A 13,177-nucleotide genomic window follows, 5' to 3' on the forward strand; every position below is an offset into this window, starting at 1 on the left:
CTCCGGTCAGTTGCGGCTGAGGGAGCTGTTCCACGCTTCCCATAGGTGTGCGTAACGGCCGCCCTGCGCCAAAAGCTCCCCATGGGGACCCGACTCGACAATCCGCCCCTGCTCCATCACCACCACCGTGTCCGCAGACGCAGCCTGGGACAAGCGGTGCGCGATCACCACGGACGTCCTTCCGGCCAGCGCGGCCTCGGCGGCCTGGTCCAACATGGTTGCCGAACCGGTGCCCGCTTCGGCCGTGGCTTCGTCGAGCACCGCGATGGGCGGGTTCTTCAGCATCAACCTTGCGAGAGCCAGTTGTTGTGCCTGCTCGGGGGTGAGCTGATGGCCGCCTGCGCCTACGGAAGTCTCGAGTCCGTCGTCGAGCGCGTCTACCCAGGCAGCCCCGACTGCCTCCAGGGCGCGCCTGAGCTCTTCGGGTGCGGCGCCCGGTTTGGCGAGCAGGAGGTCCTCGGCAAGCGTGCCGGAGAAGACGTGCACCTCCTGGCTGACCATCGCGATCCGCTGGTGCAGGGCTGCCGGGGCGGCGGTGGCCGAATCCAGTCCGCCAACCCGGGCGGTTCCGCTGTGGGGATGCTCCAAGCCCATGATGACTTTGGCCAAGGTGGTCTTGCCTGCCCCGGAGGTGCCCACAATGGCAACGCGTTCGCCCGGTTCCACGGTCAGGGAGACACCGTTGAGGGCGGGGCGCTGGCCTGGGTAGGCGAAGGTGATGTCGTGGAGGATGATGCCGGCGTCAGCGTCTTGGGGAGTGGCAGGAACGACCCCCGCGGGTGCCGCCGACCCCGTCAGGCCGAACATCCGGCCCAAACCGGCCGCAGCCTTCTGGAGCTCATCGAACTGTCCAAGAACCAGGCCAATGGGATCGAACAACCGGTAGAAGTACAGTGCGGCGGCCGTAGCGGCACCGATGGTCACGACGCCCTCGGCGTGCAGCCAAAACCCCACCAGCAGGACCGCGGACAAGCCGATGAGCTCGGCGAGGTTGAGGCGGTTGTAGAAGCGTGTCAGGTAGCCGACGCCCTTGAGCGCGTGGCCGATGTTCTCCCGGGACGCAGCCGCCACAAGGTCCGCATGGCGTGCCCCCAGTCCCAAAGCCAGGACAGAGGGCGAGCCGTGCACCGTCTCGATGATCTGCTCGGTGCGGTTCGCTTCGGTAATGCGGACAGTCCGGTAGATCGGGGCCGTCCGTTTGAGGAACCAACGGAGCGTGAAAATCTGCAAGGGCGCTGCAATCAGCACGGCAACAGCGAAGCGCCAGTCGATCACGCCCAGGCCCAGCAGCGTCACCGCGATGGTGAAGGCCGCGCTGGTGAACGCGGGAAGGACGCCCGAAATTGCCTCGCTTACTGCCTCGACGTCGCCGGACACACGGGCCACGACATCGCCGATGCCCGCCTTTTCGATGTGGGCGAGCGGCTTACGGACCGCTGCGGCGAAAACCTCCTCGCGAAGATCCGCCAAGGCTTCCTCGCAGATCCGGGACAGCAGGTTCTGTCCTACGATGCCCAGCAACGCGCTGAGGCTGCCCGCTGCCAGCAAGCCGATGGCCAGCCAGAGCAGGGATACAACCTCTCCGCCGCCCGCTGCGATGTTGACCATGGTCCCCAAGATGGCCGGGGCTGCCAGGCCGCAGCAGGAAGCGGCGAGCAGCACGAATACCGTCAGTGCGAGTCTCCCTGGCCGTTGGGCGAGGAGCCGCCACATGGCCTTCCGGGTCTCGCGCGGAGTGGCGATGGGTAGAATTTCGACGCTCAAGAGCCCACCACCTCGCGGTAGCCGGCCGACGCGGCGAGGAGTTCACGGTGCGTACCGGTTTCGGTCGTTGCGCCGCCGCCCAGCACCACGCGATGGCAGGCAGCCAGCAGCGTGGGACTTGTTGTCACGAGCACCAGGGCTTTGTCCGGGAAGTTCTGCAGGCCATCCGCGATGACGGCTTCGGTGGCCGTATCGACGGCGGTGGTGGGGTCATGCAGGACCAGGACCTTCTGTTTCTGGTGCAGTGAGCGCCCAAGGACCAGCCGCTGCCGCTGCCCGCCGGAAAGGTTGTGGCCGTGTCCGGTGAGCACGGTTTCGGTGCCTTGGGGCAGCTGCGAGACAAAGTCCCCGACGGCGGCGGCAGCCATGGCGCGCTGGTCCAGTTGGGTGTCGGCTGCTGCAACGTTCTCACGGACGCTGCCGCGGAACAGTACGGCGTCATGGCTATCTGCAAAGACTGTGGAGCGGACATGATCCGGGTCCAGTCCTGCCGCGTCACGGCCTTCGATGGACACCACCCCGGGTGGCGCAGGGGTGCGGAAACCCAGGACGTCCACAAGGAGCCGCGCATGCGTACTGTCACGGAGCACCACCCCCACAAGTTCCCCGGCTGAGGCGGTGAAGGGTGGAAAGGCGCTGTTGTTCGTGCTTCCCCGGAGTTCAAGCAGCGGTACGTGCCCCGCCGGAGCGGCGAGTCCAGCCGCGGAAGCTGCTGCCGCCGTCGGGCGCTCTTCGGTGTCAGGTGCCGGAACGGTGTCGGGTGCCGGAACGGCGTCCGGTTCCGCAAGCAACACGGCTATGCGGGCTGCCGAGGCCCGTTTGCGGGCGAGCTCGACGCTCAGGAATCCCAGCGATGCCATGGGTCCCTGGACGAATTGGGCCACGCCAACAACCGCTACCAGTTGCCCCACCGTGATGCTTCCCTGGACGGCGAACCACGCAGCGAAGAAGGCGATGCCGGCCAGGAACGCGGCGGACAGTGCCGTGCTCGCTCCTGTGTAGGCGGACTTGGCGCGGATGGCCTTGAGCGCGGACGCGAGGGAGGCCCGGCTCGCTGCGCGGTAGCGCGTGATGGCCGCATCTTCGGCGCCGAGACCTTTGAGTGGGCGTGAACCGGTGACGAAGTCCGTGGCCAAGGCGCCGGCGCGGGCGGCCGTGGACTGCTCCACATCGCTCCGGTTTTCAAGCGGTTTGGTGAGGCGGTGCATCACCAGCAGCATCACCGGGGTTGCCAGCAGAACGGCCAGTCCCAAGGGCACGGAGATCAGCAGCAGGGTGACTGCCGACGTGACCACGCCGGCCGCCGCAGCAAGGCCACCGCTGATCAGCCAGGACAGTCCCGCCACCCTATCGGCATCCGACGATGCGATCGCGACGATTTCTCCCGGTGCCCTCCGGGCAGCCATTCCGCGAGGGTGGAGTGTCCGCTCCACTACGAGTTGCCGGAGGTCGTGCGATCCGTAGTTGAAAGAGCGTTCGGTGGCCAGCGTTCCCAACCGCCACGAAAGTGCAAGCACCACGAACACCACTGCGAGGGCGCCGAGCCACCAAAGGAGCGCGCCGGCGTCGTTCGGCTGTATGGCGTTATCTACCGCGGCCCCGATGGTCGCCGGCACCAAGGCCTCGCTGACCTGGTGCAAAGTGAGGCCTGCACAGCCCGCCAGCAACAGCTTCCAGCGGCCATTGGCAAACAGGGTGAACCTGAAAAGACGGGGTGCTTGCTTGTTACGCCCGGGCGGGCAGGACGGAAGGGCGGAACGGGAAGGCATGCTTACATAGTAAGGCTCACCTAACTTCGAGAAGGCCAGGTGACCCGCCAAGCTCTATCGCAACCCGGACGGACTGTGCCACGGGCGGCCGTGCGCGCGGACGTTGCGCCGACTCGTCGAACATAAACCCCATTAGTTGATGGGAATTTCGGCTGATTCCGAAGGTAATTGCCGCCACTTAGCCAGCCCCCAGCAGCTCCTCCCGTCGGCCCTCCGTCTCCTCGCGCAAGGCCTGCACGACGGCGGCTACCGCGGGGCGGCGCATGGAGTCGGGGCGGAGGACCATCCAGTAGGGCAAGAGCTCAGCGAAGTCCGAGGGCAGGAGCCTGACCAGGTCCTCATGCCGGTCGGCCATGAAGCAGGGGAGGAATCCGATGCCGGCTCCGGCCCGGGTGGCCTCGACGTGGACGAACACGTTGGTTGAACTCAGGCCGTCGCGCATGGTCGGGACGAGCCTCCGGGGTGCATCCAGATCGTCCACTTGGAGCATGGAATCAACAAAGTAGACCAGTTGGTGCTGTGTGAGTTCCTCGATGCTTCCGGGCGTCCCGTGATCCGAGAGGTAAGCGCGGGACGCGTACATTCCCAGCCGGTACTCGCCCAGCCTGATCGCTTCGGCCCGGTGCACCTGCGGCGTCCCCACCACCACTTCGATGTCCAGGCCCGATCGTTGCTGCAGTGCCCGACGCGTCACGGTGACGATCTCCACGCTGAGTCCGGGGTGCTCCCGTCTCAGTCGCGCCACGGCAGGTGCGGCGATGTATGCGCTGAAGCCGTCTGTTGCGGTCATGCGTACGACGCCGGTGATGGGGTCGGGTGCACGGTCGCTGGGTCCCAGCGCACCCACCGCAGCTTCGATCCGTTCCGCGACCAGTACGGCTTGGGCACCCAGCTCAGTCACTTCCCAGCCGCCGGCAGCACGCGCCAGGACCCTGCCGCCCAGCGCCTTTTCCAGCGCCGCTATCCTGCGCGAGACGGTGGTGTGGTTCAGTCCCAAGGCTTGGGCCGCCGTCGTGAATTTTCCTGAACGTGAGACGGCGAGGAAGATGAGGAGGTCGTCCGGGTTGGGATTCATATCTGCAATTCTGCACACCTAAGGTGCCTTATTGGTCATTGAGGCATAACGAATCTGCGGCAATACTCAGTGGAGCATTTCGTGTTGTGGATCACATCACGTTCAAAAGGGTCAAAGAGGACACTGAGGAGATGGATATGAGCGTAGAGCAGCGCTCCGCATCAAGAGCCGGGAAAGATGCCGGCAAAGGCTCCGGCCTGAAGAAGATCGTCGCGGCCTCAATGGTGGGCACGGTGGTGGAGTGGTACGAGTTCTTCCTCTACGCCACCGCGGCAACCCTGGTCTTCGGCAAGTACTTCTTCCCGAGCACCGGCAACGAGCTGGACGGCATCATCCAGGCCTTCATTACCTATGCGGTGGGCTTCGTCGCCCGGCCGCTGGGCGGCATCGTCTTCGGCCAGATCGGCGACAAACTGGGCCGCAAGCCCACGCTGCAGCTGACCATCGTGATCGTCGGCGTCTCCACGTTCCTCATGGGCTGCCTCCCCGGCTTCGTGGACGTCGGTTACTGGGCCCCCGCCATGCTGGTGGCCCTCCGATTCATCCAGGGCTTCGCACTCGGTGGCGAGTGGGGTGGCGCGGTGCTGCTGGTGGCTGAACACAGCCCCAACAAATCCCGCGGCTTCTGGTCATCCTGGCCGCAGGCGGCAGTGCCCGTTGGCAACCTCCTGGCCACCCTGGTCCTGTTCGTCATGTCCAGCACGCTCAGCAGCGAAGCCTTCCTCGGCTGGGGCTGGCGCGTAGCTTTCTGGCTCTCCGCAGTGATCGTGTTCGTCGGCTACTACATCCGCACCCACGTCACCGAGGCACCCATCTTCCTTGAAGCCAAGGCGCAGGTGGAGGAGTCCAAAGCCATCAGCTACGGCGTCGGCGAGGTCATCCGCAAGTACCCCAAGGGCATCCTCCAAGCCATGGGCCTCCGGTTCGCGGAGAACATCATGTACTACCTCGTGGTGAGCTTCGCGATCGTCTACCTCAAGAGCGTCCACAAGTACGACACCTCATCGCTCCTCCTGGCACTCCTGATCGCCCATGTCATCCACTTCCTGATCATTCCGCAAATCGGACGCCTGGTGGACTCGTGGGGACGCAAGCCCGTGTACCTGATCGGTGCCATCACCGGCGCAACCTGGCCGTTCTTCGCCTTCCCGATGTTCGACACCAAGAACGCCGTGGTCATCGTGCTCGCCGTGACCATCGGCCTGTGCCTGCACGCGTTCATGTACGCAGGTCAGCCGGCCATCATGTCCGAGCTTTTCCCCACCCGCATGCGCTACTCCGGCGTCTCGCTCGGCTCGCAGGTCACCTCGATCTTCGCCGGCTCACTCGCACCGCTGCTGGCAACCCAATGGCTCAAGGACACCGGCTCCTGGCTCCCCACTGCCATCTACCTTGTGGTCGCCTGTGCCATCACCACCGTCGCAGTGATCTCGCTCAAGGAGACCAAGGGCATCGCCCTGGAGGAAGTTGACCAAGCCGACGCCGAGCGACACGGCCTGACGACTGCCTCCACCACCTCGAAAGGCTGATTTGATGGACAACTCCTTGAACGGACGCAAAGCATTGGTGACCGGTGGTGCGAGCGGAATCGGGGCAGCCTGTGCCCGGGCCCTCGCCGCCCGTGGGGCGAAAGTTGTAGTGGCCGACGTCGATGCCTCCGGAGCTGCGGCCCTCGCCGATGAGCTGGGCGGCACGGCGTGGACGGTGGACCTGTTGGACGTCGACGCACTGGCGGCCCTGAGCCTGGACTGCGACATCCTGGTCAACAACGCGGGCATCCAGAAAGTTGCGCCGATCGAGGAGTTCGAACCCGCGGAGTTCCGGCGGATCCTAGCCCTGATGCTGGAGGCGCCGTTCCTCCTCATTAGGGCCGCGCTCCCGCACATGTACGCCAACGGGTTCGGCCGCATCATCAACGTCTCCTCGGTCCACGGACTCCGGGCGTCGGCCTACAAGAGCGCCTACGTGTCCGCCAAGCACGGCCTCGAGGGGCTCAGCAAGGTCACTGCCTTGGAAGGCGGCGAGCACGGGGTCACCTCCAACTGCATCAACCCCGGCTATGTCCGGACGCCCTTGGTGGAGCGGCAAATTGCCGACCAGGCCCGGCTCCATGGCATCCCCGAGGCCGAGGTCCTGGCCAAGGTGATGCTGACGGAATCGGCAGTGAAACGGCTGGTAGAGGTGGAGGAAGTTGCGTCGCTGGCAGCCTGGATGGCCTCCGACGACGCCGGTATGGTCACCGGCGCGAGCTACACCATGGACGGTGGGTGGTCGGCCCGGTAGACCCCCGCGAGATGCCAGTTAATGCCAATGTTCGACGCGAACATTGGCATTAACTGTAGTTTCGGCGGTCGGAGCCGGGCTAGCTTTCGCCGCCGATGATCGCCTCGGCGTTCTCGTAGGCCCAGGTGACCAGTGGAATGAGGTGGCCGGTAAGCTCCCGGCCGCGGTCGGTCAGGCTGTAATCCACCCGGGGCGGGATGACAGGCTGGGCGTCGCGGCGGACGAGGCCGTCCTTTTCGAGTGTTTTGAGGGTTTGGGCCAGCATTTTCTCGCTGATTCCGTCTGCCCGGCGTCGAAGTTCGCTCCACCGCTGTTCGCCCTCGGAGAGTGACAGCAGAATGAGCACGCCCCACTTGCTCGTGATGTGGTCCAGCACCGTGCGGCTGGGACAGCCGGCGGGAAACACGCCGTCGGCGATACTCGCTGGAAGCGGAGCGGGAACGGTACTTACTTTCATGTCAGTACCTTACCTTAAAGTGCGTACTCTCTTTTGGGAAGTTTCTGGATTGGTGGCTCGTTGACCAGCATGACAGAGCAAAAACCTTGGAGAGGAACACCATGAGCATCGTCATCACTGGAGCAACCGGACAGCTGGGCCGTCACGTAGTAGAGGCACTCCTGGAGCGCAACGTCCCCGCGGAGACCATCATTGCTGCAGGCCGTTCGATCGAGAAGCTGGCCGATTTCGCGGACCGCGGCGTTCAGGTCAGGGCAATGGATTACGAAGACGCCGCTTCCGTTACAGAAGCACTGAAAGGTGCCAGCAAGGTCCTGCTGATCTCCGGCAGCGCCGTGGGCCAGCGCGTGGAGCAGCACCGTACAGTGATTGAAGCAGCCAAGGCGGAAGGCGTGGAGCTTCTCGCTTACACCAGCATCGCCAACGCTGAAACCACCGGAATGAAACTTGCGGCCGAGCACCAGGCTACCGAGGCCATCCTCAAGGAGTCCGGCGTCCCGTTCGTGCTCCTGCGGAACGGCTGGTACTTGGAGAACTACACCGAGCAACTGCCGGGCACGCTGGCCCAGGGGGCGCTTGCGGGTAGCGCAGGAAATGGCAAGGTCAGTGGTGCAACCCGCGCCGACTATGCTCATGCGGCTGCGGCGGTCCTGGTCGCTGACAACCAGGCCGGAAAAGTGTATGAGCTCGGTGGAGACCACGCTTTCACCCTGGAGGAGCTCGCTGCTGAAATCACCGCCGCTTCCGGCCAAACCATCACTTACAACAACCTGCCCGCGGCTGAGTACGCGGGGCTGCTGACAAGCGTTGGCGTTCCGGAAGCCTTCGCGGAGATCCTGGCCGACTCCGATCTGGGCATTGCCCGGGGAGATCTCCTGGTGACCGGCGGCGACCTGAGCAAGCTGATCGGACGCCCGTCTACCCCCTTGGCCGACGCCATCCGTTCCGCCGCAACCGCCTAGGAAGTCCGCGAGATGACAGTTAATGCCAATGTTCCGCGTGAACATTGGCATTAACTGCACTCTGGGCGCAGGGAATCAGGCGGTCTCGTCCACCAGCTCAGCGCGGCGCAGGCCATCCCCACGGACCCACAGCTTGTACGCCACGAACAGGAGCGCCAGCCAGGTTCCGCCAACGTAGAGCGCAACCCGGGTGTCCTCGAAGACCCCCAGGATCACGATCACCATGGCCATGAACGCCATGGTCAGGATCGAGGCAGTCGGCCACAGTGGTGAACCAAATTCCGACGCCGGCAGCCCCTTGCGCTTGATCTCCCGCTTCATCGCGACGTGTGAAGCAAGGATCATCACCCAAACCCACACCGTGGCGAAGGTTGCGATGGACGCGATGAGCACAAACACGTCCTCTGGGATGACTGCGTTCAACACGACGCCCACCAGCAGGATGCCGCCCATCATCACTACCGTCATCCACGGCACTCCGTGCCGGGAGATCTTGCCGAAGCTCTTGGGAGCGTGCCCCTGCTGGGCCAGTCCGAAGAGGATACGACCGGCTCCGAAGATGTCGCTGTTGATCGCCGAAAGGGCCGCTGTGATCACGACGGCGTTGAGGATATGCGGCGCAGCCGGGATGCCCAGGCCGTCAAAAATCTGCACGAATGGGCTGCCGCTGCTGCCGATCTCGTTCCACGGGAAGATGCTCATCAGCACACCGAGCGTCAGTACGTAGAAAAGCAGGACGCGGACGGGCACTGTATTGACCGCCTGGGGAATGACCTTCTTTGGGTCGGCCGCTTCGCCGGCGGTGATGCCGATCGTTTCGATCCCACCGAACGCGAACATCACGACGGCGAACGCAGCCAGGAGCCCCTCGAAACCGTTCGGGAACAAACCGCCGTGGTTCACGAGGTTCCCCAGTCCCGGTGCCACGGCGCCGCCGTCGCCCGTTTGGAAGCCGAACACGACGATCGCCGCACCGCCAACGATCATGGCGATAATCGCCACCACCTTAATGAGCGAGAACCAGAACTCGAGCTCACCGAACACCTTCACGCTGAGCAGGTTCATGGCGCCCAGGAACAAGATGATCGCAAGCACCCAGATCCATCTGTCCACCTGTGGGAACCAGAAGCCCATATAGATACTGAAGGCCGTGACGTCGGCGATGGCTACAATCGCCATTTCGAACACGTAGGTCCACCCGGTCACAAAGCCGGCGAACGGGCCAAGATAGCGGCTGGCGTACTGGCCAAAGGAACCGGACACGGGGTGTCGAACGGCCATTTCGCCGAGCGCGCGCATCACCACGAACACGGCTGCGCCGCCGATGATGTAGGCCAGCAGGACCGCTGGGCCTGCCTTTTGGATAGCGGAGGCGGAGCCGTAGAAGAGGCCCGTGCCGATCGCGGATCCGAGTGCCATGAAGCGGATGTGGCGGACGTTGAGGCCTCGGCTGAGCGCCGTACCCGCGGCTTGGAGCACAGAGCTCTCCGCAGCCAGCTTGGTTTGTTGCATAGTAAAACCTTCTCGTCTTTGGGAGGGGATCGCTATCCAGCAGATCACTTTTAGGCGCCTTGTGATCGGACTCACGGGGCTTTGGTGTCTTTCATCGCAGACAGTCGTCGGAGGGCGCATTTTGCCAGCGGTCAAAGTCATAGTCCTCGGTCGGATATGATGACCGCGGACAGCACATCATTCCGGTCAGGCATCCCTCGCTCCATGCGTCGCCCCCCTTTGATTAAGAGCTGCCATCGCATCCATCTTTGGGGGACTCTTGATCTCTGCACTTCGTCGTCCGCGACGCCGCTGGGCCGCTGCCGTAGTTGCAGTCCTGGCAACAGCTTCTTTGCTCTTCGCCGCTCCGGCGCAGGCCTACGACCTTCCCGATTTCGAGGTGCCGGACGCCTCGCAGGCGCCGCTGCCCTACGTGGAGCGGGCCGTGGATGCCGCAGGGGTTCTGAGATTGTGGAGGACTGGTGGGCCGGCAACCCGCGCCGCCGCTGCGACGGCCTTGGCAGGCGGTGCTGTTGCGATCCAAACATTTCTCGACGGCGGCCAGGACGTCCCCCTGGCAGCAGACCGCAAGCAGTTGGTCACCGAGCTGACTAAGCGGGGGAGTGAACATGTGCGGTTGAAGGCAAAGGACATCCTGGCCACGAATGATCCCGCACTGATCGACGCATTCCTTGCCGAAGGCTGGGCCGGGACATGGAAAGTTGACCTGCGGACTGTAGCCACTTATTTCCTTCACTACGGCAATATCCACGTTGAACGCGAGGCTTCCAAAAGCCTGGACGAAGGCGAGGAAGCCGTGGAAAATTTTGTGCTTGCCGGTTGGCGGGACAAGGCAAAGATGACGGACAGGCAAGCGGCCTACGGTCTTATCAGCTCAGCGAATCCTGCTGTTTCTGCTGGAGCCAAATCGTCTTTGGCAGCTAACGACTCTGAAATCGTCGCTGACTTCCTCCGCTACGGGCAGTTCGTCGAGGCCGACCATCACACTGAGTCGGCAGCAGTCTCCGCACTCCTCCAGCAGGTCACAGCGGACATCGCAGCCAACCCCAACGGCACCGCAGCTGTCGCGGACCGGGCGAGTGCCGCCGTCGAAAAGGCACGAGGCACAGCAACGGCCGCAAGGGCGGCGGACAAGGCCCGGCTCCTTGCCGATTGGGATCTCCTTACCACCCAGGCTGCGCCGCGCGCTGTCGCTGACAACGCTGCCTTGGTTACTGAAAAGCCGTTCAGGGAAGCGTTCGCCAAGGCGGCCAGGGAACTCCCCGAACTGCTGGCGACCCTGACGGTGCCGGATGCAGACCTCCGCGAGCTGCTCAAGGACGCACGTCAGGCAACACTGGACCTTGCGCTGGTGGGCACGCCGGAGGTGAAGAAGGCCGCCGAAACTGCACTCTTGGGCGGCGACGACGCCATCCGGGCATTCATTTCCACGGGCCACGCTGAAGCAAGTAAGCGGGATTCCAACGGAGTCTCGGCGTTTGGGACCGACCGTCAGCGCGTCTACCAACTTCTGGCCCTCGGCGGCAGTGAAGTCAACAAAGCAGCAGATGCCGCCCTCGGCTCTGCCAACCACGCAGATGTCCGCTACTTCCTTGAGCACGGTTTCGCTGTTGCCCAGGAGTTGGACAACCGCATACTGGCCTTCCAGTCCTTGGATAAGGCGGGCCTGGAACTGCGCGCAGCTGCCAACGTGGCCTTGGACGGCAGCCGCGCGGACCTTCAGGCCTTCGCCATGGTGGGGCGATTTGCAGCTGCCCAGCGCGACCAGGCCACTTCCGCCCACGTCGCATCGATCGACGCCATGATCGCAGAACTCGCCGGGCTGGCGGACAAAGCAAAGGTCGACGCCGGCAAGGCAGCTGACGCTGCAAAGGCCGCCGAAGCTGCGCGGCAGGCTGAAGCTGCGCGGCAGGGTTCCGTTGGACACGTTGATACCTCACAAAGCTCCGCGGTGGCGCCGAACATCGTTCCGTGGCCGCTCGGGAATGCCCCCGCCGGCGGATTTACCGAACCCGAAACCAACGTGGACAACGCAGGCACGCCCGCCGAGACTCCTTCGGCAATGCCGAGTATCTCCGTGCCGCCAGCCGCGTCCGCTGCGCAGGACCCTACGACGGTTGACTCACAATCCCAGGAAGCATCCGCCCCACTGGCTGCATCGTCCACCGGAATGGGCGGCTGGACCATCGGCTTGATCGTGCTGCTGATTCTGGCCGCGGCCGGGGCCATCACGTTCCTACTTAGGCGTAAGGGCGGAGCTTCAGCGTAGGGGCCGTTATCAGGGCCTGGAGGTTCGGGTCGTCCATCCCGGACGGGATCGGGCGGACTGCCGCGCCGCAAGATTCGTGGGCCTACCTCTCCGCGCCCGTAAGGGTGGAAGTTCACACCAAGCATTAGGCCCGGTTGCGAACCGGTCTGCGTCCGGAATCCCAGACATTGATCAGCCCCGGCTGGTTGGATGATGCGGTGGTCAGGGTGCACGCTTGAGTACGGGATACCGGACAGTTCCGGTTCGGGGCTCCCGGACAAGTTGAGCAGTGAGGAACCATGACAACCACGCCAGTAGCGCCAGGGAAGGCCACGTCCAAGGTCCCGGCTGCCGAGAACACCCTGCGGATCCTGAAACTGCTGGCCTCGCGCCGGGGTCCCATGGCGGCGTCGAATATTGCCACAGCTCTCGGCCTGCCGCGGTCAAGCGTGTATCACTTGCTCGGCGTCATGGAAGCCAACGGCTTCGTCCTTCACCTGCACGAGGAACAGCGCTACGGGCTGGGCATCAGCGCCTTCGAACTCAGTTCGGCATACTCGCGCCAGGAACCACTTTCCCGGCTTGGCCGGCCCATGCTCGCCTCGCTGGTTGACGTCATCGGCGAAAGCGCGCACCTCGCTGTGCTCCACGGTCGCGACGTCCTCTACATCGTGGAGGAACGCGCCAAGAACCGCCCCAGCCTGGTAACCGACGTCGGCGTCCGCCTTCCCAGCCACCTCACGGCCTCCGGCCGCGCCATCCTTGCCGCGCTGCCCAAGTCGCAGGTACGGGCCCTCTACCCAAACGCGGCGGCTTTCACCTCCCGGCACGAAGTCGAGTTCCCCATCATGAAGTACTCTGCCTTGTCGTCCCATCTCGACCAGGTGAGGCAACGCGGCTACGCCACGGAAAACGGCGAAATCACCCCAGGGTTCGGTTCGATCGCCGCCGCCGTAACCGACCATGTGGGATGGCCGACGGCGGCAGTCGCCGTCACGTTCCTGGAGGACAAAGTGCCGGCTGAGCAGTGGCCGGTCCTTGCCGCCCGCATCCGGAAAGCGGCGGACGAACTGTCGGTGAGGATCCACGGCCGCCCTGCAGGCTAAG

At 64.3% G+C, this 13,177-nt stretch carries 10 protein-coding genes; 5 read left to right on the top strand and 5 right to left on the bottom strand.

Going from position 1 to position 13,177, the window contains the following annotated elements:
- Positions 1 to 6: 6 nt before the first annotated feature.
- The 3 genes from AC5RU9_RS09430 to AC5RU9_RS09440 all read right to left on the bottom strand — a co-directional run bounded on the left by AC5RU9_RS09430 (position 7) and on the right by AC5RU9_RS09440 (position 4,608).
- Positions 7 to 1,764 (bottom strand): ABC transporter ATP-binding protein, encoded by a 1,758-nt coding sequence (locus tag AC5RU9_RS09430; protein ID WP_494016225.1) that lies wholly within the window; start codon positions 1,762 to 1,764, stop codon positions 7 to 9.
- Entirely contained in the window at positions 1,761 to 3,533 is a 1,773-nt protein-coding gene (locus tag AC5RU9_RS09435) for an ABC transporter transmembrane domain-containing protein (RefSeq protein WP_494016226.1), read from the bottom strand. The genes AC5RU9_RS09430 and AC5RU9_RS09435 overlap by 4 nt, the downstream gene beginning before the upstream one ends.
- A 178-nt stretch (positions 3,534 to 3,711) precedes the next feature.
- The gene (locus AC5RU9_RS09440) at positions 3,712 to 4,608 is read right to left on the bottom strand and encodes a LysR family transcriptional regulator (RefSeq protein ID WP_494016227.1); all 897 of its coding nucleotides are present in this window, start codon (positions 4,606 to 4,608) and stop codon (positions 3,712 to 3,714) included.
- 137 nt (positions 4,609 to 4,745) lie between these two features.
- On the opposite strand from AC5RU9_RS09440, the gene AC5RU9_RS09445 reads away from it, so the two are divergent.
- The gene (locus AC5RU9_RS09445; RefSeq protein ID WP_494016228.1) at positions 4,746 to 6,137 is read left to right on the top strand and encodes an MFS transporter; all 1,392 of its coding nucleotides are present in this window, start codon (positions 4,746 to 4,748) and stop codon (positions 6,135 to 6,137) included.
- Between the two features lie 4 nt (positions 6,138 to 6,141).
- Positions 6,142 to 6,891, top strand: a complete 750-nt coding sequence (locus AC5RU9_RS09450) for a 3-hydroxybutyrate dehydrogenase (protein ID WP_494016229.1) — start codon at positions 6,142 to 6,144, stop codon at positions 6,889 to 6,891.
- A 79-nt stretch (positions 6,892 to 6,970) separates the two neighbouring features.
- On the opposite strand, the gene AC5RU9_RS09455 is transcribed toward AC5RU9_RS09450, so the two are convergent.
- Positions 6,971 to 7,348 (bottom strand): winged helix-turn-helix transcriptional regulator, encoded by a 378-nt coding sequence (locus AC5RU9_RS09455; protein WP_494016230.1) that lies wholly within the window; start codon positions 7,346 to 7,348, stop codon positions 6,971 to 6,973.
- A 101-nt stretch (positions 7,349 to 7,449) separates the two neighbouring features.
- Here AC5RU9_RS09455 and AC5RU9_RS09460 point away from each other — a divergent pair, with 101 nt between their 5' ends.
- Positions 7,450 to 8,310: an SDR family oxidoreductase gene (locus AC5RU9_RS09460; protein WP_494016231.1), complete on the top strand. Its 861-nt coding sequence runs from the start codon at positions 7,450 to 7,452 to the stop codon at positions 8,308 to 8,310.
- 75 nt (positions 8,311 to 8,385) lie between these two features.
- Here the strand turns inward: AC5RU9_RS09460 and AC5RU9_RS09465 are convergent, their stop codons facing one another.
- The gene (locus AC5RU9_RS09465; RefSeq protein WP_494016232.1) at positions 8,386 to 9,822 is read right to left on the bottom strand and encodes an amino acid permease; all 1,437 of its coding nucleotides are present in this window, start codon (positions 9,820 to 9,822) and stop codon (positions 8,386 to 8,388) included.
- 259 nt (positions 9,823 to 10,081) lie between these two features.
- Here AC5RU9_RS09465 and AC5RU9_RS09470 point away from each other — a divergent pair, with 259 nt between their 5' ends.
- The gene (locus tag AC5RU9_RS09470) at positions 10,082 to 12,091 is read left to right on the top strand and encodes an ALF repeat-containing protein (RefSeq protein ID WP_494016233.1); all 2,010 of its coding nucleotides are present in this window, start codon (positions 10,082 to 10,084) and stop codon (positions 12,089 to 12,091) included.
- A 278-nt stretch (positions 12,092 to 12,369) separates the two neighbouring features.
- Positions 12,370 to 13,176 carry an IclR family transcriptional regulator gene (locus tag AC5RU9_RS09475; RefSeq protein WP_211710815.1) on the top strand — a complete coding sequence of 269 codons (807 nt, stop codon included), beginning with the start codon at positions 12,370 to 12,372 and terminating at the stop codon, positions 13,174 to 13,176.
- The last annotated feature ends 1 nt before the right edge of the window (position 13,177 follow it).

Source organism: Arthrobacter sp. B0316-5-4 (assembly GCF_059090325.1).

Coding starts and splice junctions, on each gene's coding strand:
- AC5RU9_RS09435 (WP_494016226.1), bottom strand. CDS start 3,533: ATGCCTTCCCGTTCCGCCCTTCCGTCCTGCCCGCCCGGGCGTAACAAG.
- AC5RU9_RS09440 (WP_494016227.1), bottom strand. CDS start 4,608: ATGAATCCCAACCCGGACGACCTCCTCATCTTCCTCGCCGTCTCACGT.
- AC5RU9_RS09445 (WP_494016228.1), top strand. CDS start 4,746: ATGAGCGTAGAGCAGCGCTCCGCATCAAGAGCCGGGAAAGATGCCGGC.
- AC5RU9_RS09450 (WP_494016229.1), top strand. CDS start 6,142: ATGGACAACTCCTTGAACGGACGCAAAGCATTGGTGACCGGTGGTGCG.
- AC5RU9_RS09455 (WP_494016230.1), bottom strand. CDS start 7,348: ATGAAAGTAAGTACCGTTCCCGCTCCGCTTCCAGCGAGTATCGCCGAC.
- AC5RU9_RS09460 (WP_494016231.1), top strand. CDS start 7,450: ATGAGCATCGTCATCACTGGAGCAACCGGACAGCTGGGCCGTCACGTA.
- AC5RU9_RS09465 (WP_494016232.1), bottom strand. CDS start 9,822: ATGCAACAAACCAAGCTGGCTGCGGAGAGCTCTGTGCTCCAAGCCGCG.
- AC5RU9_RS09475 (WP_211710815.1), top strand. CDS start 12,370: ATGACAACCACGCCAGTAGCGCCAGGGAAGGCCACGTCCAAGGTCCCG.